The organism is Micromonospora globbae (assembly GCF_036184225.1).
GTDB lineage: Bacteria > Actinomycetota > Actinomycetes > Mycobacteriales > Micromonosporaceae > Micromonospora > Micromonospora globbae.
In genome coordinates this window covers 1,617,545-1,644,352 of the sequence record NZ_CP108084.1, presented here as the reverse complement: position 1 = coordinate 1,644,352, position 26,808 = coordinate 1,617,545, and the positions used below count along the sequence as shown (strand labels likewise).

At 71.2% G+C, this 26,808-nt stretch carries 19 protein-coding genes; 4 read left to right on the top strand and 15 right to left on the bottom strand.

The window, feature by feature from the left end; translation table 11 throughout:
* Positions 1-105: 105 nt before the first annotated feature.
* Positions 106-3,006, bottom strand: a complete 2,901-nt coding sequence (locus tag OG994_RS07290) for a beta-L-arabinofuranosidase domain-containing protein (protein ID WP_328852613.1) — start codon at positions 3,004-3,006, stop codon at positions 106-108.
* Between the two features lie 292 nt (positions 3,007-3,298).
* Complete coding sequence (locus OG994_RS07285) at positions 3,299-6,397, bottom strand: beta-L-arabinofuranosidase domain-containing protein (protein ID WP_328852612.1); 3,099 nt, start codon at positions 6,395-6,397, stop codon at positions 3,299-3,301.
* A gap of 419 nt (positions 6,398-6,816) precedes the next feature.
* Between OG994_RS07285 and OG994_RS07280 the strand changes: the two genes are divergently transcribed.
* Positions 6,817-8,007 (top strand): cytochrome P450 family protein, encoded by a 1,191-nt coding sequence (locus OG994_RS07280; protein WP_328852611.1) that lies wholly within the window; start codon positions 6,817-6,819, stop codon positions 8,005-8,007.
* 219 nt (positions 8,008-8,226) lie between these two features.
* On the opposite strand, the gene araA is transcribed toward OG994_RS07280, so the two are convergent.
* The 9 genes from araA to OG994_RS07235 all read right to left on the bottom strand — a co-directional run bounded on the left by araA (position 8,227) and on the right by OG994_RS07235 (position 18,896).
* Positions 8,227-9,738 carry an L-arabinose isomerase gene (gene araA, locus OG994_RS07275; protein ID WP_328852610.1) on the bottom strand — a complete coding sequence of 504 codons (1,512 nt, stop codon included), beginning with the start codon at positions 9,736-9,738 and terminating at the stop codon, positions 8,227-8,229.
* Between the two features lie 29 nt (positions 9,739-9,767).
* Positions 9,768-10,445 carry an L-ribulose-5-phosphate 4-epimerase gene (locus tag OG994_RS07270; RefSeq protein ID WP_120326919.1) on the bottom strand — a complete coding sequence of 226 codons (678 nt, stop codon included), beginning with the start codon at positions 10,443-10,445 and terminating at the stop codon, positions 9,768-9,770.
* 1 nt (position 10,446) lies between these two features.
* Positions 10,447-12,123: a ribulokinase gene (gene araB / locus OG994_RS07265; RefSeq protein WP_120326918.1), complete on the bottom strand. Its 1,677-nt coding sequence runs from the start codon at positions 12,121-12,123 to the stop codon at positions 10,447-10,449.
* The gene (locus OG994_RS07260) at positions 12,120-13,142 is read right to left on the bottom strand and encodes a LacI family DNA-binding transcriptional regulator (RefSeq protein WP_328852609.1); all 1,023 of its coding nucleotides are present in this window, start codon (positions 13,140-13,142) and stop codon (positions 12,120-12,122) included. The genes araB and OG994_RS07260 overlap by 4 nt, the downstream gene beginning before the upstream one ends.
* Positions 13,139-14,149, bottom strand: coding sequence for a galactofuranose ABC transporter, permease protein YjfF (gene yjfF / locus OG994_RS07255; RefSeq protein WP_328852608.1), 1,011 nt, complete (start codon positions 14,147-14,149; stop codon positions 13,139-13,141). The genes OG994_RS07260 and yjfF overlap by 4 nt, the downstream gene beginning before the upstream one ends.
* Positions 14,146-15,252 (bottom strand): ABC transporter permease, encoded by a 1,107-nt coding sequence (locus tag OG994_RS07250; RefSeq protein ID WP_120326916.1) that lies wholly within the window; start codon positions 15,250-15,252, stop codon positions 14,146-14,148. The genes yjfF and OG994_RS07250 overlap by 4 nt, the downstream gene beginning before the upstream one ends.
* Positions 15,249-16,808, bottom strand: a complete 1,560-nt coding sequence (locus OG994_RS07245) for a sugar ABC transporter ATP-binding protein (protein WP_204985150.1) — start codon at positions 16,806-16,808, stop codon at positions 15,249-15,251. The genes OG994_RS07250 and OG994_RS07245 overlap by 4 nt, the downstream gene beginning before the upstream one ends.
* A 118-nt stretch (positions 16,809-16,926) precedes the next feature.
* On the bottom strand, positions 16,927-17,907 hold the full coding sequence (locus OG994_RS07240) for an ABC transporter substrate-binding protein (protein ID WP_120326915.1): 981 nt from the start codon (positions 17,905-17,907) through the stop codon (positions 16,927-16,929).
* 275 nt (positions 17,908-18,182) lie between these two features.
* Positions 18,183-18,896, bottom strand: coding sequence for a DUF305 domain-containing protein (locus OG994_RS07235; RefSeq protein WP_328852607.1), 714 nt, complete (start codon positions 18,894-18,896; stop codon positions 18,183-18,185).
* A 246-nt stretch (positions 18,897-19,142) separates the two neighbouring features.
* Here OG994_RS07235 and OG994_RS07230 point away from each other — a divergent pair, with 246 nt between their 5' ends.
* Positions 19,143-20,909, top strand: coding sequence for an LVIVD repeat-containing protein (locus tag OG994_RS07230; RefSeq protein ID WP_407942571.1), 1,767 nt, complete (start codon positions 19,143-19,145; stop codon positions 20,907-20,909).
* 75 nt (positions 20,910-20,984) lie between these two features.
* Here OG994_RS07230 and OG994_RS07225 read toward each other — a convergent pair whose 3' ends face one another.
* Genes OG994_RS07225 through OG994_RS07215 form a run of 3 tightly spaced genes read right to left on the bottom strand, consistent with a single transcriptional unit; the run spans position 20,985 to position 23,540 of the window.
* Positions 20,985-21,695 carry a hypothetical protein gene (locus OG994_RS07225; protein ID WP_120326913.1) on the bottom strand — a complete coding sequence of 237 codons (711 nt, stop codon included), beginning with the start codon at positions 21,693-21,695 and terminating at the stop codon, positions 20,985-20,987.
* Complete coding sequence (locus OG994_RS07220; protein WP_328852605.1) at positions 21,692-22,603, bottom strand: ATP-binding cassette domain-containing protein; 912 nt, start codon at positions 22,601-22,603, stop codon at positions 21,692-21,694. Before OG994_RS07220 ends, OG994_RS07225 begins: the two co-directional genes overlap by 4 nt.
* A gap of 25 nt (positions 22,604-22,628) precedes the next feature.
* Positions 22,629-23,540, bottom strand: coding sequence for a hypothetical protein (locus tag OG994_RS07215; RefSeq protein WP_328852604.1), 912 nt, complete (start codon positions 23,538-23,540; stop codon positions 22,629-22,631).
* Between the two features lie 143 nt (positions 23,541-23,683).
* Here OG994_RS07215 and OG994_RS07210 point away from each other — a divergent pair, with 143 nt between their 5' ends.
* Both OG994_RS07210 and OG994_RS07205 read left to right on the top strand, forming a co-directional pair.
* Positions 23,684-24,868, top strand: a complete 1,185-nt coding sequence (locus OG994_RS07210; protein WP_328852603.1) for a sensor histidine kinase — start codon at positions 23,684-23,686, stop codon at positions 24,866-24,868.
* The gene (locus OG994_RS07205; protein WP_120326909.1) at positions 24,852-25,511 is read left to right on the top strand and encodes a response regulator; all 660 of its coding nucleotides are present in this window, start codon (positions 24,852-24,854) and stop codon (positions 25,509-25,511) included. The genes OG994_RS07210 and OG994_RS07205 overlap by 17 nt, the downstream gene beginning before the upstream one ends.
* Before the next feature lie 119 nt (positions 25,512-25,630).
* On the opposite strand, the gene OG994_RS07200 is transcribed toward OG994_RS07205, so the two are convergent.
* Positions 25,631-26,605, bottom strand: a complete 975-nt coding sequence (locus tag OG994_RS07200; protein ID WP_328852602.1) for a GlxA family transcriptional regulator — start codon at positions 26,603-26,605, stop codon at positions 25,631-25,633.
* Positions 26,606-26,808 lie beyond the last annotated feature (203 nt).

The window sequence follows — 26,808 nt, the reverse complement described above, 5'->3', positions numbered from 1 at the left end:
CGAGCTGACACACGGGCGGAGGGGCTGCTCCCGGCAGCCCCTCCGCCCGTGTCGGGACGGGCCCTTCGACCGCGCGCCCGATCCCGACGTGTCTCCGGACCGGGGTCAGCCGCGCAGGTCCCGTTCGGCCCGCGCGGCGCCGGCGAGGATCGCCTGGCGTTGCTCCCGCGTGTGGCGGCCGGCCGCGAGCCACTGGCCGGAGACCTCCTCCACGCGGCGGACGAACTGGCCGTGGTTGGCGAACGGCGCCGCCTCCCAGACCCGGTCCAGGAAGGTCTCGCCGTCCTCGTCGCGGATGCCGTCGTTCGGCACACCCGTCCTGACCGATCCGAACACGACCTCCGGCTCCACCCGCTTCACGTAGGGGTGGTAGGCGTTGAACTCGCCGGGGACCGGGTCGGAGACGTAGTACGGGGCCAGCGTGTAACCGTGCGTCGTGAAGTGCATCGGGACGTCGGTCGGCGCGATGGCGGGGGCCAGGTCCCCGTCCAGCTTGAGGTCCTTGTAGAAGCTGAACTGCCGGTAGCTCGGTGTGTCGTCACGGACGACCATGAGCGTCGGCCCGTAGAGGATCGACTGGATGGCCCTGTCGTCGAGCGCCTTCTCGACGCGGAAGCTGAAGGGCATGGAGACGTCGACCACGTCCCCCTCCGTCCAGTGCCGGTCCAGCGTGACGTACGTGCCCGGAGCGGCGTCCAGGGCCTGGCGGACGCCGTTGACCGTCACCGTGTAGCCCTTGCGGGCCCAGGAGGGCACGCGGAGCTTGATCTGGAGTGGGCCGTCGCCCGTGTCGAACCTCAGCCTGGTGGCCCCCCGGGTCGGGTAGGCGGTGTCCTGGGTGATGACGAATCCCCGGCTCGGCCAGGTGAGCGTGGACGCGATGCACAGGTTGACGTAGAGCGTCGACTCGTCGGCGGACCTGAAGTAGATCGACTCCTGGTACTTCGTGTGGCTCTCCAGGCCGGTCCCGTTGCAGCAGCTGCCGTTGCCGCCGTAACGGCTGTACTCGATGACGTTTCCGATCCTGCGCGACCTGCCCGGCCACATGTTCTGGTGATAGGTCACCTCGGTGCTCGTGACGCTGTCGATGTCGCGCCGTGAACTCAGGATCTGGTTGTGCAGGGCCTTCTCGTAGTAGTCCATGTACGCCGGATCCTGCTCGTGGAAGAACAGGTTCCTCGTGAGGCGGAGCATGTTGTACGCGCAGCACGTCTCGGCGTGTCGCGGGTCCGACGAGGAGGTGAATCCGGAGGTGATGGAACCTCGCTGACGGAAGTGCTCACTCCGGCCCGCGCCGCCGTTGCTGAAGATCCGGTGCGGGACGACCATGGACCAGAAGTTCCGGGCCGCCGTGTGGTAGTCCGCCTCGCCGGTCTGCTCGTAGATCCGCAGGTACCCGATGTTGGGGGCCATGTACTGGTTGGCGTGGCGTCCGTTCAGTTCGTCGCGTCCCGCCACGGAGGCGTCGAACAGCGTGTCGAAGGTGAAGGCCTTCGCCGTCGCGAGGTAGCGGGCCTTCCGGTCCTCGTCCGACGCGAGCGCCGCGAGTTCCGCCATCACCTCGTTCATCGACCCGGCCTCGCCCGCGCTGTAGATGTCCCACATGCGGTTGAGGTCGTCCCGGCTGATGCGGCTCAGTCGCTGGTGGGCCCAGTCGCCCATCCGGAACGCGATGTCGAGGGCCTCCTCGTTGCCGGTCAGGTCGTAGGCGTTCAGGAGGCCTCTCATGATCTTGTGGCAGGTGTACCAGGGGGCCCAGACCGCGTTCGGGCCGCTGTTCGGTTGGAAGGTGGGCGGTTCGAGCCGGACGAACTGGCCCTCCGGGAACGCCGCCAGGAAGCCGGGGTAGCCGACGCCGACGATGCGGGCGTCACGGTGGTTCGCCGAGTGGTCGACGGCCGTCTCACCCTCGTCGTCGAAGCGGTACCACGCCACGAGGTCGGAGGGGGCCGGCGCGCCGTCCGAGTGCAGCGCCTGGACCTCCGCGGGGTCGAGCGCCCGGCGGTAGAGCCGGAAGTCGTCGACGGTGGCGTTCAGGAAGGGGTCGTTGTCGTTCCGGGACCGTCCGATCCAGTTGTCGACGGTCCGTCCCAGCGCGGCGGCGGTCAGCGCGAGCACCTTGGCGCCGGCCTCGACCCCGTTGACGTAGACCCGGCCGACGCCGGTCGGCGAGAGCGTCACCGCGAGGTGTGTCCACTGGCCGGCGGGAATCCCCGTGTTGCTGGTGATCTGCTGCTCGTTGGCGCTGCCGAGGTTGGTGATGGCGAACCGCGGGCCCGCGCTGTCCGCGGTCAGGGACAGGTACGAGGTGGGACTCGCGCCGAAGTGGGCGATCCGGGCGCCGGTCTGCGCGACGGCCGGGTTCACCCAGACGGCGATGGTGAGTTCGGTGACGCCGTCGAGCATGCCCGCCGGTAGCTGCACGTACTGGTTCGGGTGCGGGTCGCCGAGGCGGACCGCCCTGCCGGACCTGCCCGGCACGCGACCGAGGTTCCGCTTGTCCAGTTCCCGCTGGCACTTGCCGAGTTCCTCGACCAGATAGTCGAGCTTGTCGACGAAGACGTCCTCGCCGGTGGCGGCGTACGCCTGGGCGAGCAGCGTCAGGTAGTGACCGGTGAAGTGGCCGCGCAGCAGATGGCACGGGGTGTCCCAGCCGCCCGGGTAGGTGCCGGGGGCGGGAAGCCCGGCGTTGGCGCGGAACAGGTGCAGCATCCGGTCGGGCCCGTCGAGGACGCCTCCGGTGCCGGGGTAGTGCCGGGCGTAGTGGAGCATCCGGTCGCGCTTCTGCTGGAAGATGCCGTCCCGCAGCGCCACCTGGTTGAGCGCGAACGGTGTGACGGACCAGTTCGGGCCGACCCAGCCGGGTCGGGGGACGGTCGTGGCCGGGTCCGTGGTGGAACGTGCCCCGTGGGCGGCGGTGGCCGGAAGCAGCGACGCCACGGCGGGAGCCGAGGCGGCCAACGCACCGAGGCGCAGGGCCGACCGGCGGGAGAACTGCTTGCTCATCTCACACTCCTCATGTTCGGGTCGCCTCCACGTCCTGGAGGCGCCAGCACTGGTCGTGCCGCCGGCCCTACGCCCGGGCCCGGCGGGCAGCGGCGGTCCGTGCGGCGACGTGCCGGCGCGTGCGCGAGCTGCCGACGGCCTTCCCGCCTGGGGCGGTGTGCGGAAGGAGTGGAGACTGCCCGGCTCGCCGCCGGCAGGGGGTGGCACGGCGGTCTGACCGACGAGAGTCGGTCAGACCGCCGTCTGGCTCACGACGTCGGTCGCCACACGGTTGGCGGCGACCGCGGTGCTCCTACGGGGCGAGTTCCCTGCTCGCCCGGGCGGCGTGCGAGACCACGACGTCCTTCTCGGCGTCGGTGAAGACTCCCGCCTCGACGAACGCCTCGGCGGTGCGGGCGACGGTGGAGACGAACGCGCCGTGGGTGGCGAAGGGCGCCTCGTCCCACACCAGGTCGAGGAAGGTCGGGCCGTCGGTGCCGGGCGACGGGATGCCCGCCACGGGGACGTCGTAGTTCGGAAGGCCGTCGTTGCGCTTGCGGTTCGGCACGCCCGTGTCGACGGACCCGAACACGATGGTCGGCTCGACCCGCCGGAAGTACGACGAGACGGGCTGGGTGTCACTGATGTAGTAGGGCCGCAGGGTGAAGCCGTGGGTGGTGAAGAGCATGTCACCGGCCGGCGTGGTGCTCGCGTGGGTGATGGCCGCGCGGGCGTAGTCGCCGTCCCGCTTGAGGTACCGGTAGAGGGACAGTTCGCGGTAGCTGCCCGCCCCCGGGTTCCCGAGGATCTGCAGGAGGGTCGGGCCCCAGAAGATCGCCTGCGTGTCGGGACGGTCGATCGCCCGCTCGATCCGGATGCTGAACGGCATGCGGACCTCGATCGTGTCGCCCGGCTCCCAGTCGCGGCTCAGCGTGAGGTAGCTGCCCGGCGTGGCGTCGACGTCCTGCGCGACGCCGTTGACCGTGACGAAGAAGCCCCGCCGCACCCAGCCCGGCACCCGCAGCTTGATGTCGAGCCGGCCGCGGCCGTCGACGGTCAGCCTGGTGTGGTCCTCGCGCGGGTAGTTCGTCTCCTGGGTGACGACGAAGCCCTTGTCGGCCCACGTCAGCGTCGACGCCAGGAACAGGTTGACCCAGAGCGTCCCGCCGTCGGCGGACCTGAAGTAGATCGTGTCCTGGTACTTGGTGTGGTTCTCCAGGCCGGTCCCGCCGCAGCAGGTGCCGGTGTTGCCGTAGCTGCGGCTGGCGCCCGGCGTCAACGGCTGGAAGTAGGTGACCTGCGGGTTGCTGACGCTGGAGGTGTCGGCCCGCGAGCCGGCGATCTGGTTGATGAGGCCCCGCTCGTAGTAGTCCATGTACGCGGGGTCGTGCTCGTGCAGGAAGAGGTTGCGCGCCAGCTTGCCCAGGTTGTACGCGCTGCAGGTCTCCGCGCCGCCCTGGGCGATCGAGTTCGCGATGTTGTCCCGGTTCTGGAACATCTCGATGTTGTTGTTGGAGCCGGGGAAGTTGCCGCCCGTGCCGCCGTTCGCGTACATGCGGTGCGGGACGACCATCTTGAAGAAGTTCTTGGCGGCCTGGAAGTACTCCGGGTCCCCGCTGTGCTCGTAGACGCGCATGTATCCGACGAACTGCGGGACGTGCTGGTTGACGTGCAGGCGGTCCGGGCGGCGCCGGCCGGGGCGTGTCTGTGGCGTCGTGACGAGGATGTCGCGGTTCTCCACACAGGCCTGGAACAGCGACTCCCGGTTGTCGAAGAACCTGGCGGTCTCCAGGTGCTTCCCGTCGCCGGTGAGCGCGTAGATCTCGGGGAAGACCTCGTTCGCGCCCCCGGACTCGCCGGCGATGTAGAGGTCCCACATGTAGTTCAGGTTGTCCCGGGTGATGGGGCCGGTGTAGTCGGGGTGGTTCTTGTCCCCGACGGTCAGCGCCAGGTGGGCCCAGTTGGCCATCTTGACTACCACGTCGAGCGCCTTCTGGTTGCCGGTGTGGTAGTAGGCGTCGAGCAACCCGCGCATGATCTTGTGCTGCGTGTACCAGGGGGCCCAGGTGTTGGTGTCCTTGTTGCCGCCGTAGACCGCCCACCTGGGCGGGCCGAGCCGGAGCACCGTGTCCTCCGGGAGCGCCCCCAGATAGCCGGGGTGGGTCGGGACCCACAGCTCGGTCCCGCTCTGCACGGCCACGACTCCCGCGTCCCGGCCGTTGGGCGAGGAGTCCGTGAGGGTGGTCCCGCCCTCCTCGTCGAACCGGTACCAGGCGATCGTCCCGCCACCGGTGGTGCCGGCCGGCGAGTCCAGCAGCGACTCGACCTCCTGCTGGCTCAGCGCCCGGTCGAAGACGTGGAACTCGTCGATGGTCGCGTCCAGGAACGGGTCGCCGTACTGCGAGCGGCCGATCCACCGGTTGCCCGGGTTGCCGAGGTGCGACGGGTTGAGCGTCATGTTCGTGTTCCGGCCGGCGACCCGGCCGTTCACGTAAAGGGTGCCGGTGTTCTGCGACAGCGTGACGGCCAGGTGCACCCACTCGTTGATCGGCAGTGCCGCGTCGCCGTTGATCTGCTGCTCGCCGCCGGAACCGCTGGTCGTGATCGCGAACCGCGGCGCGTTGCCGGTGACGCCGGCGCGCGCGGTCAGGAACATGTTGACGGTGGTGTTCTGGCCGAAGTCGAACACCCGGCTCCAGTTCTGGGCGGAGGCCAGGTTCACCCAGGTGGCGATCGTGAAGTTGCCGAGCTGGCTGATCGTTTCCTGGGGAAGGGCCACGTGCTGTGCGGCGCTCGGGCCGTTCAGGCGGAGGCCCCGGCCGAACCTGCCGGGCACCCGGCCGATCGCCGGCGCCTGTGGATCCGCACCGCCCGAACCACCACCGGTGCCCATCCGGGCGGTGATCGCCTCCTGGCACGCGGCGAGTTCGTCGACCATCCAGTCGAGCTTGCTCTTGAAGATCGGTTCGCCCTGGTCGGCGTAGCTCTGCGCGAGCGCCGTCATGAAGTGCCCGGCCCAGTGGCCGCTGAGCAGGCCGCCGTCCTCCCAGCCCCCGGGGACGGAGACGCCCGGCGGGTTGGGCCGCCCGGCCTGGTTGTTGAACAGCACGAGGAAGCGCCGTTCGTCGTACTGCCGGAGGAAGTTCTTCATGCGGTCGCGCTTCTCCTGGAGCAGGCCGTCGCCCAGCCGCACGTCGCGCAGCGGGAACGGTCTGACGGGAGCGGTGCCGCCGGGACCGGGGTCCGGTGGGGTCACACCGAGCGGTGAGGGGCCGGACGCCGCCCCGGCCTCCGGCGCCGCGTGGGCGGCCGCCGTCGGGAGAGCGGTGGTGGCGGCGACGGCCACCACCCCGGCCGCCGATGCCTGGAGCAGTTGACGTCGATTGACGGAGACCTTGTCGGATTGGGCCACTTCTGGGTCAGTCCTTCCAGTGGTGTGGGGGCCAGGTCGCCGGTCGGAACGGCTCCTGGCACATCGGCATCCGCAGGACGGGTTGGCCGCGCGCGCGACGCGGCGAGCGTGCGTTCCGGGGTCCGGTCAGGAGGGTGGACGCCCCCGCCGTCCACCGCGGACCCTCGGCAGCCGAGCTCGGCCGTTGCCAGGAGTGTGAGCGTTAACAAACCCCGTCGTCAATCCCCTACGTACAAGTAGGTCTATCGATTGACACGTCCTGGAAACGCACATATGTTAACGCTCACCTTCCCCGTCGGACGGTCCTGCGGGCTGCCCTGTCGCGCCCCGCGACACCCCCCGGCGCGCCGACGCGACCTCCGGACGCGCCGGCGCGCGGTCCGCACGCCGGGCCGGATCGGACGCCCTGAGGAGGCGGTGTGGCGGCCACGTTCGGCATCTCCGAGTTGTGGGACCCGGCGGTCCGCCGCGACCCGCACGCCTTCTACGACCGGGTGCGGGACAACCCGGGGCCGGTCCTGCAGATCGATCCGGCCGGCAACCGGTTCTGGGTCGTGGCCGGACACGCCGACGTGCTGGCGGGACTGCGTCACCCGGCGATCGGGCACGAGGTCCACCGCCACCACCCCGGCCTGCCCGAGCCCGCCCGGCACCACCTGCCCGAGGTGGCGAGGATCGAGTCCCGCCAGCTCATCAACCTCGACCCACCCGACCACACCCGGTTGCGGGGGCTGGTCAGCGGCGCCTTCACCGCCCGGGCGGTGGCCCGGTTGGAGCCGTGGATCGGCGACCTCGCCGACCGGCTGGTCCGGGACGCCCGGCGGCGGGGCCGCATCGACGCGGTCACCCACCTCGCGGACCCGGTGCCGGTCAACGTCATCGCGGAGCTGGTCGGCATTCCCGAGGCGGACCGGTCACGCTTCCGCGCCTGGTCCGCCGCGATCGTGTCGGCCAGCGCGGACGGCCCGGCGGCCACCCTGGAGTTCGGCGCGTACCTCGACGAGCTGGCGGCCCGCCGCCGGGCGGCCCCGGAGGACGACCTCGTGTCCGAGCTCGTGGCGCGCTCGGACCAGGCCGACCAGCTCGACCGGGACGAGCTGGTGGCCCTGGTGCAACTGCTGCTCATCGCGGGGCAGGAGACCACCGTCGACCTGATCGTCAACGGCCTCCGCCTGCTGCTCACCCACCCCGCGCAGTGGCGGGCGCTGCGGGACGACCCGTCGCTGGCGGACGCGGTCGTCGAGGAGACGCTGCGGTTCCGGGGCCCGGTCGAGATCGTGCCACCCCGGTTCGCGTTCGAGGACGTCGCGCTGGCCGGCGGAGTGGTCCCCGCGTACGACCGGGTGGCGCTGTCGCTGTGGGGCGCCAACCGCGACCCCGCCGTCTTCGACCGGCCGCACGTGTTCGACATCCACCGCGGCGACGTCCGCCGGCACCTCGCCTTCGGCTACGGCATCCACTTCTGCCTCGGGGCGCACCTGGCGCGGCTGGAGAGCCGCATCATGGTCGAGCGGATCGCGCGGCAGCTTCCCGATCTCCGGCTCGCGGCCGACCCCGGCGCCCTCGGATCCTTCCGGCTGCACCAGGACGGGCTGCCGCTGGAGGTCTGAGCGCGCCCGGCGGGTGGCGGCCCCCCGGGTCGCCCGGACGCCTCGCGGCCGGTCGTGCCTGAGCGTCGGCGGGTTCGGGCAGCGCCGCGCAGGGCGCTGCCCGAACCCCCGGCTCAGAGCCGCACGTGCGTGCTGCCCTCCGGCACCGTCACCGTGCGGGGCTGCCCCTTGCCGGTGAAGACGCGGTGCGAACGGGTGGTCCCGGTGGTCGGGGCGGGGTTACAGGCGAGCGGCGAGGCGGTGGTACGCGGCCGTCCAGCGGAGTTCGCGCTGGAGGGCCTCGGGCGTGGTGCCGGCGTCGATGACGACGAGTTCGGTGCGCAGCATCTCGGCCAGTTCGCGGAACTCCTCGGTGCCCACCGCGCGGGAGAGGACGGTGTGGTGCGGACCGCCGGCGAGCAGCCAGCACTCGGCGGAGGTCGACAGGCTGGGCCGGGGCCGCCACACGGCGCACGCGACCGGCAGCTTCGGCAGCGCCTCGTCGGGCTCGACGACGTCGACCTCGTTGAGCGTCAGGCGGAACCGGTCACCCAGGTCGGCGATGCCCACCACCACGGCGGGGCCGGGTGCCGCGGTGAACCGCAGACGCACCGGGTCCTCCCGGTTGCCGATACCGAGCGGGTGGATCTCCAGGGTCGGCTTCCGGCCGGCGATGCTGGGGCAGACCTCCAGCATGTGGGCTCCGAGGATCTTCTCCTGCCCCGGAACGAGGTGGTAGGTGTAGTCCTCCATGAAGCTGGTGCCGCCGGGCCGGCCGGCCTCCATGGCCTTGGTGGTGCGGAGCATGACGGAGGTCTTCCAGTCGCCCTCGCCGCCGAAGCCGTAACCGTCGGCCATGAGCCGCTGCACGGCGAGGCCGGGCAGTTGGCGCAGGCCGCCGAGGTCCTCGAAGTTGGTCGTGAAGGCCCGGAAGCCGCCGTCGGTGAGGAAGGTCCGCAGGCCGGCCTCGATCCGGGCGCCGTAGCGCAGGGACTCGTGGCGGTCCCCGCCCGGGCGCAGCTCGGCCGTCACGTCGTAGCTGTCGAGGTACTCGGTCACCAGGTCGTCGACCACCGCGTCGGGAACCTGGTCGACCAGCTCGACCAGGTCGCTCACCCCGTACGTGTTGACGGACACCCCGAACCGCAGCTGCGCCTCGACCTTGTCGCCCTCGGTGACGGCCACGTCGCGCATGTTGTCGCCGAACCGCGCGAGCCGCAGCGTCCGCAGCTCGTGCGCGCCGAGCGCCGCCCGGGCCCAGGCGGCGACGCGTTCCACCACGCGCGGGTTGCTCACGTGCCCGGCGACGATCTTGCGGGCCACACCGAGGCGGGCCGTGAGGTATCCGAACTCCCGGTCGCCGTGGGCGGCCTGGTTGAGGTTCATGAAGTCCATGTCGATGGTGGACCACGGCAGCTCGGCGCCGGCCTGCGTGTGCAGGTGCAGCATCGGCTTGCGCAACGCGTCCATCCCGGCGATCCACATCTTCGCCGGCGAGAACGTGTGCATCCACGTGACCACACCGATGCACCGTGTCGCCGCGTTCGCCTCGAGCACCTGGGCGTGGATCGCGGCCGAGTCGGTGAGGACCGGCTTCCAGACCACCTTCGCGGGCACGACCCCGCTGGCGTCGAGCTGCTTGGCGATGGCCTGCGACTGTTCGGCGACCTGACGCAGCGTCTCCTCGCCGTACAGGTGCTGGCTACCGGTCAGGAACCACAACTCGGGGGCGTACTGGGGGTCAGCAGGCATGGGTGGATCTCCTCGCGTAGCCGGGCGGGTCAGCGCTGCCCGTAGACGTTCTGGTAACGGTCGTAGAGGGAGTCGATGTCGCGTGTGTCGATGGGCAGCGGCTGACCCAGCTGCCGGGCGATGTGGACGGTGCGGGCCACGTCCTCGCACATCACGGCGGCCTTGACGGCGGCCCGGGCCGTCGGGCCGATGGTGAAGACGCCGTGGTTGCGCATGAGCACGGCGGGCGACCGGCTGTGCGCGAGGGTCTCGACGATCCCGCGCCCGATGGAGTCGTCGCCGATGAGCGCGAACGGGCCGACCGGGATGTCGCCGCCGAACTCGTCGGCCATCATCGTCAGCACACAGGGGATCGGCTCGCCCCGCGCGGCCCAGGCCGTGGCGTACGTCGAGTGGGTGTGCACCACGCCGCCGACGTGGGGCATGTGGCGGTAGACGTACGCCTGGGCGTCGGTGTCGGACGAGGGGGCCAGTCCCCCGTCGACGACCCGGCCGTACAGGTCGCAGACGACCATGTTCTCCGGTGTCAGCCTGTCGTAGGCGACCCCGCTCGGCTTGATGACCAGGAGGTCGCGGTCCGGCACCCGCGCCGACACGTTGCCGGCGGTCCACACCACGAGCTCGTAGCGCGTCAGCTCGGCGTGCAGCCGGCACACCTCCTCGCGCAGGCTCCGGATCGTCGCGTCGACGTCGGCCAGGACGGTCACGTCAGCTCTCCTCTCGACCGGCGGAGATCCGGGCGGAACGGCGGATCTCCTTGAGCCGCTTCATGACGGGATTCGCTCCCCGGCCGAAGTAGTCGTGGAGCGTCAGGTACTCGGCGTACAGCGCGTCGTAGGCCGCCGCCCGCTCCGGGTCGGGCAGGTACGCGGCCCGGGTGACCCGGCCCATGGTCTTGGCCGCCGCGGTGATACCGGGGTACGCGCCGGCGGCGACCGCGGCGTGGATCGCGGAGCCGAGCGCCGGGCCCTGCTCGGAGGCGAGGACCGACAGCGGCATCCGCGTCACGTCGGCGTAGATCTGCATGAGCAGCCGGTTCCTGGTGAGGCCGCCGGCGACGATGAGTTCCTCGACCGGGACGCCGCTGTCGCGGAACGTCTCGAGGATCACCCGGGTGCCGTAGGCGGTGGCCTCGAGCAGCGCCCGGTAGGTGTCCTCCGGGCGGGTGGCCAGGGTCTGCCCGACGACGACCCCGGAGAGTTCGTGGTCGACGAGGACGGACCGGTTGCCGCTGTGCCAGTCGAGCGCCACGAGCCCGTGCTCACCCACCGCCTGGCGGGCGGCCCGCTCAGTCAGCAGGTCGTGCACCGAGATGCCGCGTCGCGCCGCCTCGGCCTCGTACGCCGCGGGCACGCCGGTCCGGGTGAACCAGCCGAAGATGTCCCCCACACCGGACTGCCCGGCCTCGTAGCCCCACAGCCCCGCGATGATCCCGCCGTCGACGACGCCGCACATGCCGGGCACCTCCCGCAGGACGGTGCTCGACATGACGTGGCACGTCGAGGTGCCCATGATGGCCACCATCTGGCCGGGCTCGGTGGCCTGGGCGGCGGGGGCCGTGACGTGGGCGTCGACGTTGCCGACGGCCACGGCGATGCCCTCGGGCAGGCCGGTCCAGGCGGCCGCCTGCGCGGTGAGCCGGCCGGCGGCCTCGCCGAGCTGGCCGATGGGATGTTCGAGCTTGTCGGCGACGAAGCCCGCGAAGGCGGGGTTCAGTCCGGCGAGGAACTCCGGTGACGGGTACGCGCCGTCCTGGAGGATGCCCTTGTAGCCGGCGGTGCAGGCGTTGCGGACGTACCGGCCGCACAGCTGCCACACGATCCAGTCGGCGGCCTCCACCCAGCGCTCGGTCGCCGCGTACACCTCGGGGTCCTCCTCGAGGACCTGCAGCGCCTTGGCGAACTCCCACTCGGAGGAGATGAGCCCGCCGTAGCGCGGCAGCCACGCCTCACCGCGCCGGCGTGCCAGCTCGTTGATGCGGTCGGCCTGCCCCTGGGCGGCGTGGTGCTTCCACAGCTTCACGTAGGCGTGCGGCCGGCGGGCGTACGCCGGCAGCTCGCACAGGGGGGTGCCGTCGGCCGTGGTCGGGAGCACCGTGCACGCCGTGAAGTCGGTGGCGATGCCGATGACGTCGGCCGGGTCGATCCCCGACGCCTCGACGGCCCGCGGCACCGCCACCCGCAGGACCTCGCGGTAGTCCTGGGGCACCTGAAGCGCCCACTCGGGAGGCAGCGTCTCCCCGGTGGGCAGGGCGTCGGTGACCACGGCGTGGGGATACTCGTGCACGGCCGACCCCAGCTCGGCGCCGTCGGAGACCCGGACCACCAGGGCCCGTCCCGACAGCGTGCCGAAGTCGACACCCACCACGTACCTGTCGTCGCTCATGTCTCGGTCCTTGTCGGAGTCGCGGTGCTCTCGCGCACCACGAGGGTGGGAACGACCAACGGCGACGGGTGCAACTCCACACCCCGGATCGCCTGCGTGACAACCTCGATCGCCCGGCGACCGACGGCCTCGAAGTCCTGCCGGATCGTGGTCAACGGAGGAATCAGATACGCCGCCTCCGGCACATCATCGAACCCCACCACCGAGATGTCCCCCGGCACCCGACGACCACACTCCTGCAACGCCCGCAACACACCGATCGCCATCTGATCATTGGCCGCGAACACCGCCGTCACCCCCGGCATCTCACAGATCCGCCGCCCCGCCACATAACCACTACGGGAACTCCAGTCCCCCGACACCGGCTCCACCGGACGCAGACCCGCCCCACCCATCGCCAGACGCCACCCGTCCACCCGCGCCCGCGCCTCCGCCCAGTTCAGCGGACCACTCACATGCACCACCTCACGATGCCCGAGCCCCAGCAGATGCTCCGTCGCCATCCGCGCACCCAGCACCTGATCCACCCCGACGGTCAGCGACGCCTTCGACAGATCCCCCTCCACCACCACGAACGGCACCCGCGACCGCTGCGTCCGCACCACCTCCAACGCCTCGTCATGACCGGCGATCATCACGATCCCCTCCACACCGACACGCATCAGATGCTCCGTGGCATCACTGAGAGCCTGCCGCGTCACCTCCGACAAACTCACCGACGTCGCGAAAAACCCCGCCGCCCGCGCCGCGTCCTCCACCGTCCGATGAATACTCATCGGACCGAACAACGTCCGGGCCGTACCGATGACGCCGATGATGCCGGAGCGCCCGCGCACGAGCGCACGGGCCGCCGTGTTGGGGCGGTAGCCGAGCCGTTCGATGGCCTGCAACACCCGCTCACGGGTCTCCGGTTTGATGCTGGACGAGCCGTTGATGACCCGGGACACCGTCTGATGCGACACGCCCGCCAAACGAGCGACATCCGCCATCACCGGCGCCTTGGCGGCGGACGTCGTCACGGCTGCCGCCGCATGAAGACCCGCTGCATCACGATGAAGAGGAGCAGCAGGGTGCCGATGGCGATCTTCGTCCACCAGGAGCTGAGCGTTCCCTGGAACGAGATCAGTGTCTGGATGACACCCAGGACGAGGACGCCGAGCAGGGAGCCGAGGACGTAACCGGCGCCGCCGGACAGCAGCGTGCCGCCGATGACGACGGCGGCGATGGCGTCCAGCTCCATCCCGACGGCGTGCAGGCCGTAGCCGGAGAGCATGTAGAGGCTGAAGAGCAGGCCGGCGATGGCCGAGCAGAGCCCGCTGATGACGTAGACGCCGACCTTGACCCGGGCGACCGGCAGACCCATGAGCATCGCCGAGTTCTCGTTGCCGCCGACCGCGTACGCCGTCCGTCCGAAGCGGGTGCGGTGCAGCACCCACACGGCGACCGCCACGATCGCCAGGGCGATCACCACACTCCAGGTGATCGAGACCGTGCCGGACAGCGGGATGGCGGCGGTGGCGAAGGTGCGGAAGGTGGGGTCCTTGATGGAGATCGACTCGACGCCGACGACGAAGCACAGCCCGCGGGCGAGGAACATGCCGGCGAGCGTGACGATGAACGGCTGGATCTCGAAGTAGTGGATGACCAGGCCCATGAGCAGGCCGAGCGTCGACCCCATGGCCAGCACGAGCAGCACCACGAGCGGGGCCGGGAGCCCGGCCTGGAGGCCGGCGGCGGTCACCATCGTCGACAGGGCGACGACCGCGCCCACCGACAGGTCGATGCCGCCGGTGACGATGACGAAGGTCATGCCGACGGCCAGGACGATGAGGAAGGCGTTGTCGATGAAGAGGTTGGCCACGACCTGGCCGGACAGGAAGCCGTCGTAGCGGGCGGTGCCCACCCCGAAGAGGAGCACGAACAGCACGAACGTGGCGATCACCGGGACGACGCGGCCGGGGACGGAGCGGCGGCCGGGGAGCGCGAGCGGGCTCTTGCCCTTGACGGGCGTCGCTGAGGTCGTCATGGCTGGGCCACCTTCTCCACCATCGCTGAGGTCGGGGTGTGCGTGCTCGGCCGCCCCGCGGCCTCGGCGTCGGGATCGGGGGGCGTGTGCCGTCGCCGGGTGCGGCGCAGCAGCACGGCCCGCGCCTTGGGCGCCTGCAGGAGGCACACCGCGATGACGACGACGGCCTTGAAGACGAGCGTGATCTCGGGCGCGATGCCCATGCTGTACACCGTCGTGGTGAGTGTCTGGATGATCAGGGCGCCGAGCATGGTGCCGGTGAGGCTGTAGCGGCCGCCGGCCAGCGAGGTGCCGCCGATCACCACGGCGAGGATGGCGTCCATCTCGATCCAGAGGCCGGCGTTGTTGGCGTCGGCCGCGCTGACGTTCGAACTGATCATCAGGCCCGCGACGCCCGCGCAGATCGCGGCGAACACGTAGACGGTCCACCGGATGGTGCGGGCGCGCAGACCGGCCAGGCGGCTGGCCTCGGGGTTGATGCCGACGGACTCGATGAGCAGGCCCAGGGCGGTCCTCCTGGTCACGAGCGCGACGAGCGCGAACACGGCGACGGCGATGAGGATCGAGACGGGCAGCAGCAGGAAGCCGGCGCCGACGGTGCGGTACGCCGGGTTGCGTACGGTGATGATCTGGCCGTCGGTGATGAGCATCGCGATGCCCCGCCCGGCCGTCATGAGGACGAGCGTCGCGATGATCGGCTGGATGCCCACGACGGCGACGAGGAACCCGTTCCAGAGGCCGAGGACGGCGCACAGCGCCAGCGCGATGCCCATGCCGGCGAAGGCCGCCCCGGCGCCGGTGGGGTCGCCCGCTCCCGCGATGTACGAGCAGGTGACCGCGCCGGAGATGGCCACGACCGCGCCGACCGACAGGTCGATGCCCCGGGTCGCGATGACCAGGCACATGCCGAGCGCGATGAGCATGGTCGGCGCGCCGTTCTTGAGGATGTCGACGAGGCTGCCGTAGAGGTGGCCGTCCTGGATCCGCAGGGCCAGGAACGACGGGCGTACGACGGCGTTGGCCGCGAGCAGCACCAGGAGGGCGACGAGGGGCCAGAGCAGGCCACTGGCGCGGAAGCGGTCCAGGGGGCGGGTGGAGGTCATGCCGCCACCGCCTCGGGACGCTCGTCGACGTGGGCGATGAGCCGCATGATGTCGTCCACTGTCGCGTTCTGGTCCAGCTCGGCGACCTTGGCCCGGTCCTTCATCACCACGACGCGGTGGCTCAGGCGCACCACCTCCTCGAGTTCGGCGGAGATGTAGACCACGGCCATGCCTTCCTGGGCGAGCTCGGCGACGAGCTTCTGGATCTGGGTCTTGGCCCCGATGTCGATGCCCCGGGTGGGCTCGTCGAGGATGAGCAGCTTCGGTTCGGTGACCAACCAGCGGGCGAGCAGCACCTTCTGCTGGTTGCCGCCGGAGAGCTTGCCGACGAGCGCGTCGGGGTTCGCCGGCCGGATGTCGAGCGCCTTGATCCACTTCTCGACGAGCTGGTCCTTGACCCGGCGAGGAATCGGGCGGGCCCAGCCGTTGGCGGCCTGCATGGCGAGGATCAGGTTGTCGCGGATGCTGAGGTCGGCCACCACGCCCTCGCCCTTGCGGTCCTCGGAGCAGAAGGCGATTCCGGCGGCGATCGCGGCGCGGGGGCCGCGCAGGTGCAGGGCCCTGCCGTCGACGGTCACCTGGCCGCTGTCGGGGCGGTCCGCGCCGAAGAGCAGCCGCGCGAGTTCGGTGCGACCGGAGCCGAGGAGACCGGCCAGGCCGACCACCTCGCCGCGGTTGATCCGCAGGTCGAACGGCGCGACCGAGCCCTTGCGACCGACTCCCCTGGCCTCCAGCACCGGAACGGTCGAGGCCTCCTCACCGGCCTGTCCGGCGAGCCGTTCGACCTCGGCCAGCGCGCCGAGTTCCCGGCCGATCATGAGAGAGACCAGGTCGAGGCGGCTGAGCTCGCTGGTGCGGTGCTCCCCCACCAGCCGGCCGTTGCGCAGCACCGTCATCCGGTCGGAGATCTCGTAGACCTGCTCCAGGAAGTGCGACACGAAGAGGATGGCGACGCCCCGGTCCCGCAGGTGGCGCATGATGCGGAAGAGTTCGGCGACCTCGTCCTGGTCGAGGCTGGAGGTCGGCTCGTCGAGGATGAGGACCTTGGCGTCCACGGCGACGGCGCGGGCGATCGCCACGAGTTGCTGGACGGCGATGGGGTGCTCGGCGAGGACCGAGCCGGGGTCGATGTGGAGGCCCATGTCGGCGAGCAGCTCGGCGGCGCGGGCCCGGGTCGCCCGCCCGTCGACGGCGCCGAAGCGCCGCGGTTCCCGACCGAGCAGGATGTTCTCGGCGACCGTCAGGTTGGGGCAGAGATTGACCTCCTGGTAGACGGTGCTGATGCCGGCCGCCTGGGCCTCGGCGGGCCCGGAGAACGACACCTCCCGCCCGTCGAGGGTGGTGACCCCGGCGGCCGGGGTGTAGACGCCGGTCAACGCCTTGATGAGGGTCGACTTGCCGGCGCCGTTCTCCCCCATCAGGGCGTGCACCTCGCCGGGGAACAGCCGGAAGTCCACCTCCTGGAGGGCCTTCACACCGGGGAACTCCACCGAGATCCCGCGCATCCGCACGAGCGGGGTGGGTTCGGCCGGTGCCTGCTTCGCGTCCACCGACATGGTGGTCCTCCATCACGTGCTGCGGGCCATGGCCCGGCCGCGGGGCCGGGCGCCGGGGTTGCGGCCCCCGCCATCGGTGTGATGGCGGGGTCACCGGTGGGCGGAGGTCCGCCCGGTCTCAGTACTTGCGGTTGGGCAGCTCGGCCTTCGCCTGCTCCTGGGTGAACGTCGTCTCCTCCGTCACCACGCGCTCGGGCACCTGCTCGCCGTTGACGACCTTCTTGGCGAGGTCCATGAGCTGGGGGCCGAGGAGCGGGTTGCACTCGACGATGAAGTTGATCTTGCCGTCGGCGAGGGCCTGCATGCCGTCGCGCACCGCGTCGACGGTGATGATCTTGATGTCGACGCCCGGCTTCTTGCCCGCCGCCTCGATGGCCTCGATGGCGCCCAGGCCCATGTCGTCGTTGTGGGCGTAGACCACGTCGATCTTCGGGTTGGACTTGAGGAAGGCCTCCATCACCTGCTTGCCACCGGACCGGGTGAAGTCACCCGTCTGGGAGGCGACGACCTTGATCTGCGGGGCCGCCTTGATGGCCTCGGCGAAGCCCTCCTTGCGGTCGATGGCGGGGGCGGCGCCGGTCGTGCCCTGGAGCTCGACGACGTTCACCTCGCTCTTGCCCGCGGACTCCTTGACCAGCCACTCGCCGGCCTTCTTGCCCTCCTCGACGAAGTCGGACCCGAGGAAGGTCTTGTAGAGCGACGTGTCCTCCGAGTCCACGGCGCGGTCGGTGAGGATCACCGGGATGTTGGCGCGCTTGGCCTCGAGCAGCACGGCGTCCCAACCGGTCTCGACGACCGGGCTGAACGCGATGACGTCCACCTTCTGCTGGATGTAGCTCCGGATCGCCTTGATCTGGTTCTCCTGCTTCTGCTGCGCGTCGGAGAACTTGAGCTCGATCCCGGCCTCCTTGGCCGAGTCCTGGATGGACTTGGTGTTGGCGGTACGCCACCCGGACTCGGCACCCACCTGGGCGAAGCCCATCGTGATGGTGCCGTCGTCGGATCCGCCTCCACCGGACGCGGACGAATCCCCGCCGCACCCGGTCAGGCCGACGGCCAGCACCACACCGGCGACGGCCGCGAGGAACCTCTTCGACATTGGACTGTCCTCCACCTTTCTGACGCCATGGTGGGCCCTCCCGTGCGGCCGGCCCTGACTCCGCCGCCTGGCAGCCACTGCCCATCTGGCGCAGAAGTGTGAGCGTTAACATCAGGAGATGTCAACCCCTCATGTCCTCTTTGTCAACGGGAGATATCAGCGCAGGTAGGACTATTGACACGATCGGAAGTCGTGCGTATGTTAGCGCTCACTTGCGGCCGTGTTAACGTTCACTTCGCCGGGCCCAACCCCGGCGGGCGTACGCGGAGCGCAGCTCAGCGCGCGGCCTCCAGCACCTGGCGCATCCGGTTGATCTCGGCCCCCTGCTCGACGACCACGCCGCTGGCCAGCTCGTTGACGATGCCGTCCACCCCGAGGGCCAGCACCTCCCCGGCCATGTCGATCGCGCCCTGGTGGTGGTCGGTCATCATGCTCACGAACATCCGGTCGAAGTCGGCGCCGCGCGCGGCGGTGAGGCGGTCCAGCGCCTCCGCCGACTGCATCCCCCGCATCGCGTGCTGGTGGTTCCCGCCGGACGTGCGGTCCAGGCCGCGGTCCGTCAACCAGGTCTCGAGCGTCCTGATCTCCGGCTCCTGAGCGGCCAGGATCCGGTCGGCGATGATCTTCAGCTGCGGGTTCCCGCTCCGCTCCCCGACGAGCCGGGCCATCACCAGCGCCTGCTCGTGGTGGGGGATCATCATCGTGACGAAGCGGATGTCGGCGTTGTTGTACGACGCGCGCGGCGCGGGCGTCATCTCGTTCGCCCGGCGACTCTCCGCCGGTTCGCCGGGACGCCCGGGCATCAGCACCGGCGCGGTGGAGTCCGGCAGGCCGGGCAGGTCGATCGACTGCGGCGCGTTCGTCCTCGCCGCCGGCCGCGGGTCACCGTCGGGCCACCAGACGGCGACCGCCGCCGCGACCGCGACGATCACGACGACGGCCAGCTCGACCAGCACGATCGTCCGCGACTGCCGGGAGAAGACCCGCATCCGTCCACCTGCCACCACTCGACTCCCGCCCTACGCCCGAGGTTGGCGGGATGGTAGCGCGGCGTTGACCAGCGACGGCAGCCTCACCGGTAGCGAAAAGGCTCGATTGCCTGACCTGCGGATATTTGAGCCGCCACAAAGTCGGCCGTGTTGCCGAAGCGTGATCTAAACCCACGCCGACTGAGTTTCGAGTCAGGGTTATCGTCCCGCTACCCATTGCTCACCCGCGACGAAGGGTGTCACTACATGTCCCAACCGATCCCCCGAGGGAGCAGGAAGCTGGCCGTCGGCCTCGCCGCCACCGGCGCCCTGCTCCTCACCGCCGTCGGCGCCGCGGCGCCGGCCAGCGGCGCCGACTCGACGGGAGCCGCAGACAACTGCGAGTCCTTCCGGGCCGCCGGAGACAACTTCGCCGAGTACTGCATCGCGGAGGAGGCGGCCAACGACGTGACCGCCGCCGCCGAGATCCCCGGCGTCGACGAGATCTCCAGCAGCGACAACATCCGGCAGATCGCCAACATCCCGAAGTTCGGCGGTTTCGCCAGCGAGGGCGCGTACAACTCGGACCTGGCCTTCCAGGGCAACTACGTCTTCGCCGGCAACTACGAGGGCTTCAACGTCTTCGACGTCAGCGACCCCACCTCGCCCGAGGTGGTCAGCCAGGTGGTCTGCTCCGGCTCGCAGGGCGACCCGTCGGTCTTCGGCAACCTGCTGTTCCTCGCTGTCGACGCGCCCCGGAGCAACGACTCGTGCAGCAGCACGAGCGCGTCCTCCGCCCTCGAGAGTTCCTGGGAGGGCATCCGGATCTTCGACATCAGCGACAAGGCGAACCCGCGGTACATCAAGTCGGTCCGGACCGACTGCGGCTCGCACACCCAGACGCTGGTGCCGAGCAAGGACGGCAAGAGCGTCTACGTCTACATCCAGTCGTACGGCCCGTCGAACGGCGCGTTCTACTGCAAGCCCCCGCACGACAAGATCTCGATCGTCAAGGTGCCGCTGGACAACCCGACCAGCGCCGCCGTGGTGGCCACCCCGGTCCTCTTCCCGGGCACCACCGGCGCCGGCTCCACGAGCGGCTGCCACGACATCACCGCGTACCCGGAGCTGGACCTGGCCGCCGGCGCCTGCATGGGTGACGGCGTCCTGTTCGACATCTCCGACCGCGAGAACCCGGTGGTCCTCAGCCAGGTCCGGGACACGAACTTCGCGTTCTGGCACTCGGCCACGTTCAACAACACCGGCACCAAGGTCGTCTTCACCGACGAGCTGGGCGGCGGCAGCAGCGCGATCTGCACCAGCAGCTACCGGACCAACCAGGGCGCCGACGCGATCTACGACATCGTGGGCTCCGGCGCCGACCGTGAGCTGGTGTTCCGGAGCTACTTCAAGATTCCGCGGTTGAACACGACCCTGGAGAACTGCGTCGCGCACAACGGCTCGCTGATCCCGGCCATGGGCCGCGACATCATGGTCCAGGCCTGGTACCAGGGCGGCATCTCGGTGATCGACTTCACCGACTCGGCCAACCCGGTCGAGATCGCCTACTGGGAGCGCGGCCCGCTCTCGGAGACCCGCCGCATCCTCGGTGGGGCCTGGTCGACGTACTACCACAACGGATACATCTACTCGAACGACATCCAGAAGGGCCTGGACGTCCTGAAGCTGGACGACCCGCGGACGAACAACGCCCGGGCGTTCTCCTTCGCGGAGCTGAACGTGCAGACCCAGCCCAGCTACCCGGCCTGCACCACCGTTCTGAGCACGCGGCAGAACGGCGGCCTCACGGTCAGCTCGGGCGTCACCTGCCTGGACGGGGCCACCGTGAACGGCGCGATCAAGGTCGCTCCGGGCGCGGGCCTGATCGCCTTCGACTCGACGCTCAACGGCTCCCTCCACGCCGCCGGCGCCTCCGTGGTGTCGATCGTGGAGAGCCGGGTGAACGGCTCGGTGGACGCCATCGGCGCCACCGTGCGCGACAGCGAGGTGAGCGGTTCGGTGCGGACGAGCTGATCGTCCGACCCGAGTGACACTCCGGCCCGGCGGGACTCCGCCGGGCCGGAGCCCACCTCGCGCCGTCACGGAGACTCAGGCGAGGTCGCGGCGTCTCCCGACGAGCAGGGCGACACCCACCGCGCCGGCGACGTACAGGCACAGGAGTCCGAACGCCACCGGCAGCGGCACGGTGCCGCCCAGGTGCGCGACCGTCGTGACGAGGCGGATCGGCAGGTAGTCGCCGATGCCGAGGGCCGTCCCGAGCAGCATCTCGACGATCTGCCACCCGATCACCGCCCCGACGGCGACGGCCGGGTGGGGCACCAGCACACCGACGGCGGCGCCCAGCGCGCTGAGGGCGGCCACGGCGGCGGTCACCGCCAGGACGCGCAGGACGGCGTCGCCCGGGCCGTCGAGCACGACGTCGCGCCCCAGGGCGATCGGTGCGGCCACGACCGTGGCCAGCAGCGCGGACAGCAGCCCGAGGACGGCGCCGACGCCGGCGAAGGCCGACACCTTGGCGGCGAGCACGGGGACGCGCCTCGGCACCGCCAGGTAGTCGAGCCCCACGGTCCGGCGGACGAACTCGCCGCCGACCAGCGCCGCCGCGAAGGCGGCCACGACCACGCTCACCACGGCGAGTGAGACGTCCATGAAGTCGACGATGCGCGTGTTGTGCTCCACGGGGTCCAGCGCGGCGTCCATCAGGGTGACGACAGCCACGACCGGCAGGACGAGGAGCACCACCCAGGTCGACCGGAGGGTGCGGAGCTTCATGAGCTCGGCGCGGGTCAGTGCGCTCATCGGATCGATTCCTTTCCAGCGGTGAGGCGGAAGTAGGCCTCTTCCAGCGAGGGCTCCTCGACGAGGAGACGGTCCACCCCGATGTCGTGGTCGAAGGCGACCCTCCCGACGGCGCGGGCGTCGTCGCCCCCGACGGTGACGGTGTCCCCGGCGCGCCCGAGGACCCGGTGGCCCCGTTCGGCCAGCAGGGCGGCGAGGCGGTCGGGCTCGGGGACGCTGATGCGCACCGTCCGGCCGCCCGCGAGCCTTCGCAGCTCGGCCAGGGGCTGCTGGACGACGAGCCGGCCGTGCGCGACGACGACGGCCTCGTCCACCATCAGCGCGAGCTCGGCCAGCCCGTGGCTCGACACGAGCACGGACCGCCCCTCGGCGGCGAGGCCGCGCAGGAACTCACGCAGCCAGCGGATGCCCTCGGGGTCGAGCCCGTTGGCGGGCTCGTCGAGCATCAGGATCGCGGGATCGCCGAGCAGCGCCGCGGCCAGGGCGAGCCGCTGGCGCATGCCGAGGGAGTAGCCACCCACCCGGCGGTCGGCCGCGCGACCGAGACCGACTCCGTCGATGACCGCCTCGACGCGTCGCGCGGGAATCCCGCCCTGGCGGGCCAGGATCCGCAGGTGGTTCCGGCCGCTGCGGCCCGGGTGCATGGCGCCGGCCTCCAGGACGGCGCCGACGGTGCCCAGCGGGTCGGTCAGCTCCCGGTAGGGTCGTCCGGCCACGTGCGCGCGGCCGGTGTCCGGCCGGATGTGGCCGACGAGGGCGCGCATGGTGGTGGTCTTGCCGGCGCCGTTGGGGCCGATGAAGCCGACCACGCGGCCGTACTCGGCGGTGAAGCTCAGTCCGTCGACGGCCTTGAGCCGACCGAACGTCTTCGTCAGGGTGTCGACCTCTATGGCGTACGCACTGCTCACGGGTTGTCTCCTTCTGGTGGGGGTGTCAGACGTTGCCGGCCGGCGGCGCGAGCACCACGCCGGGCGCCGGACGCGCGGCCCCGGTGGACGCGGTCCGCGGGGTACGGCGGGGCTCGCCCTTCGGACGCCCCCACCGGGTCCGGCCGCCGGGCTTGAAGACGGAGAGGATCACCGCGGTCCACAGCAGGGCGGCGAACAGCCCCATGGCACCGGTCAGCAGCAGCCCCGTCGTACCGGTCTCGATCACGCCGTCCGCGCTGCGGGCCTCGAGCTCCTCGATCCAGGGCCCCTCGAACGACGCGAGGAGCGGCAGGGCGAGCGCGATGGCCAGCTTGGCGAGCACCCACCAGTGCCGGAGCAGACCCCAGGGCGTGCCGAGTGAGACCACGACACCGGTGATGATCGACAGGAAGGCGCTCGGGATCGCGAGGAGAAGGTCGAACCGGTGCAGCATCAGGTAGGCGCCGTGCTGCGTCTCGTGGGTGTCGGCCGTCGCCCCGATGATCGCCAGCGCCAGCATGCCGGTGGCCACGCCCAACCAGCCGACCCCGATGCCGACGTGCAGCGTCAGCCACACCTTGCGCGACGTCCGCCCCAGCCGCGGGAAGCGGGGCCGCTGGCTGACCACGATCGCCGAGGACAGCGCCATGCCCAGCCACGGCAGCTCGTGGGCCAGCAGGAACAGGAACTGCGCCGGCACGAAGATCAGGTGGAAGACGATCAGAACCCGCCGGGCGTACGCGGCGGTCGCGGGGCGCCCCAACGCGAACCAGCCGACGATCGACAGCACGGCCGCGACCGCGTAGCCGTAGGTCGCCGCGGTCGTGAACAGCGGGTGGGGCGGGTCGGGGCGCTGCGCGGTCAGGGTGCCCGCGATGAGGGCGAAGGCTCCGAAGACGAGCTGCAGCCCTCGCGGGTCGAGGCGTTTTCTTCCCATGTGCCGAGCGTCGCCGTCGGCGGCCGCGCGGACATCGGCGGATCCGGGATGGCCGCTCGTCGGGTCGGTGAGAATCCGCGCAGGTGGCGTACAACTTTCGGCCGACGCCGGTGGCTGTCGGCGGACCCTAGGGTGGGAGCACGATGACCTCGCCTCGTCTGCACCAGGTGGTGCGTTGGTCCCGCCGCCGTCCGGTGATCGACGCGGTGGTGGCGTCCGCCGCGGCGCTGTGCGTGGCGACGGGCCAGTTCGGGGTCGACTTCTTCGGGCCCACCCTCGCCGGGTTCGAGCCGGGCCTTCCCCCGGCGTGGCTCGGCGTTCCCCTCGGCGTCGCGGTCGGCGTGCTGTCCTGGCGGCGCCGCCGGACCCCGGCGATCATGCTGGCCGGCACGCTCGTGGCCAACGTCCTCGTGCCGGCCCAGGTGGCCGTCATGCTGGCGCTCTACACGCTGGCCGACCGCACGACGGCGTGGCCGAAGGTCGCCGTCAGCATCCTGGTCTCGGTGGTCCTGGTCGGCGTCCCGATCTGGTGGTACGCCGGCGCGGACGGGGCCATCCCGGTCACCGTCGCGGTGTGCGTCGCGCCGGCGCTGCTCGGTCTGTACGTCGGCACCCGGCGCAACCTGGTCGAACGGATCCGGGAACGGGCCGAGCGGCTCGAACGCGAACAACACGAGCGGGTGGCGCAGGCCCGTAGCGACGAACGGGCCCAGATCGCCCGCGACATGCACGACGTCGTCACCCACCGGGTGTCGCTGATGGTGCTGCACGCCACCGCGCTGGAAGCGTCCGGGGGCGAGAACGCCGTGCGGATGGGGCGGCAGATCGGCGCGATCGGGCGCGCCGCGCTCGCGGAACTGCGCTCCCTCGTCGCGGTCCTCCGCGCCGACGACGACATGCCGCTGGCTCCGCAGGCCGGCCTCGCCGACCTGGCGGCGCTGGTCGACGAGTCCCGGCGGCTCGGCGTACCGGTCACCCTGGAGATGGAGAACGCCACCGGCGCGCGTCCGCCGCTCCTCGTCGAGCACGCCGTGTACCGCGTCGTGCAGGAGGCCCTGACCAACGTGCACCGGCACGCTCCGGGCGCCCGGACCCGCGTCCGCGTCCAGCAGACGCGGCGGTCGCTGCGGGTTACGATCAGCAACGGCCGCGGCCGGCCCACCCCCGGTGCGGCCCTGCCCGCCGGCGGCCACGGGCTGCTCGGCCTCGGCGAGCGCGTACGCCTGATCGGCGGGACACTCACCGCGGGCCCCACCGCCGACGGCGCGTTCGAGCTGGTTGCCGAGATGCCGATCGCACCCGAGGCGGACGATGACCGCACCGACTAGGACGCTGATCGTCGACGACGAGTGGATGGTGCGTGCCATGCTGCGCACCATCCTCGAGGCCGCCCCCGACATCACGGTGGTGGGCGAGGCCTCCGACGGCGCCGAGGCCGTCGAGCTCGCCCGGACGCTCCGGCCGGACGTGGTCCTCATGGACATCCGCATGCCGCGGACCGACGGGCTGACGGCGACCGGGCGGATCGCGAGACTCGACCGGCCGCCCTACGTCGTCGTCCTCACCACGTTCGACCTCGACGAGTACGTGCACACCGCGCTCCGCAACGGCGCCGTCGGGTTCCTGCTCAAGGACGCCTCGGCCGACGACATGCTCGCCGCCGTGCGCAGCGCGGCACGCGGTGACGCGATGATCTCGCCCCGGGTCACGCGCCGGCTCATCCGGACGTTCGCCGAGCCCACACCGGACCGTCGCGGCGACGCCGAACGGCGGCTCGCGGTGCTCACGGACAAGGAGCGGGAGGTGCTGGTCACCATCGGCCGGGGCATGTCCAACAGCGAGATCGCGGCGACGCTCTACATGAGCGAGGCGACGGCGAAGACCCACGTCAGCCGGATCCTGGCGAAGCTGGACCTCGCCAACCGGGTCCAGGCCGCGATCCTCGCCCACCAGGCCGGACTGCTCGACTGAGTGCCGCGCCCCATCCGGCGCGCGGGCGGCACCAAGCGCCTCGCAGCTGGCGGCCGGCGCGCCCGCTCCGTCAGGTCATGTCGTCACACAACCTCAACCAACGTGCCGGGGCGGGACAGCTAGCCCGCGCCGGGGCGGCGGGTCGTGCGGAACCGGCGCTGGTAGGCGGCGGGGCTGATGGACAGCTTCCGGGCAAAGACCCGTCGCATGCTCTCGTAGCTGGGGAACCCGGCGAGGGTCGCGGCCTGCGTCGCGGTGTGTCCCTGGTCGAGCAGTGCCCTGGCCATGTCGAATCGGATGCTCTCGACGTAGCGGGCCGGCGTCGTGGACAGCTCGTCGTGGAAGAGCCGGGTGAGGTGCCGGGGGCTCACGTTGAGGTGTCTCGCGAGTTCGCCGAGGGAGTGGTCCCTGCGGGGGTTCGCCGTCACCAGGTCGGTGATCCTGCGCAGAGCCGGCGAGCGGGGCGGCGGCCCCTGCAACGGCGCCGAGAACTGGGACTGGTCGCCCGCGCGCTGCATGTACACCACGAGGGCCCGGGCGACCTCGCGGGCCAGGTCGGGCCCGTGGTCCTCCTCGACGAGGGCGAGCGCCAGGTCGATGCCGGCCGTCACGCCCGCCGAGGTGTACGTGGCGCCGTCGCGGACGTAGATCGCGTCGGCCTCGACCCGGCACGTCGGGCACCACGCGGCGAGCTGGTGCGCGACCTGCCAGTGGGTGGTGGCCCGCTTCCCGTCGAGGAGACCGGCGGCGGCGAGGACGAACGCACCGGTGCAGACCGACGCGACCCGGCCGGCGGTGGCCGCCGGTATCCGCGTGGCGTCCGCCAGGTCGCCGGGGACACGGGCGCGCGGGTAGCGGTCGGATCCGGCCACCAGCAGGGTGTCCGCGGCCGGCTCCGAGGCGACGGCGCCGTCGACGGCGATGCGGACCCCGAGGTTCGACGTGACGTCCGCGCCGGTCGGCGACAGGAACACGATCCGGTAGTCGGCGCCGAACCGGTTCGCCTCCTTGAACACCTCCGCGGGACCGGCGACGTCCAGCAGGGTCACCCCGTCGTAGACGAGGACCGCGACGCGGTGGGGGGCGCTGCTCACCACCGCGCCACCCCCGGATCGGCGCGTACCTCGGAACCGGGGTCCACGCGGCGACCTGCCGGACCCTGGCCGCCGCCCGGGCGGCGACGTGGGGGGCGTGACACCGTTCATTGGTAGCACGCTCCGCGCCGGCGACGACGGGGATCCCTCCCCGGGGGTGGCTTCGGACCGCCGGTGGCGGGTGGGGCGGTGGTGCGTCCTCG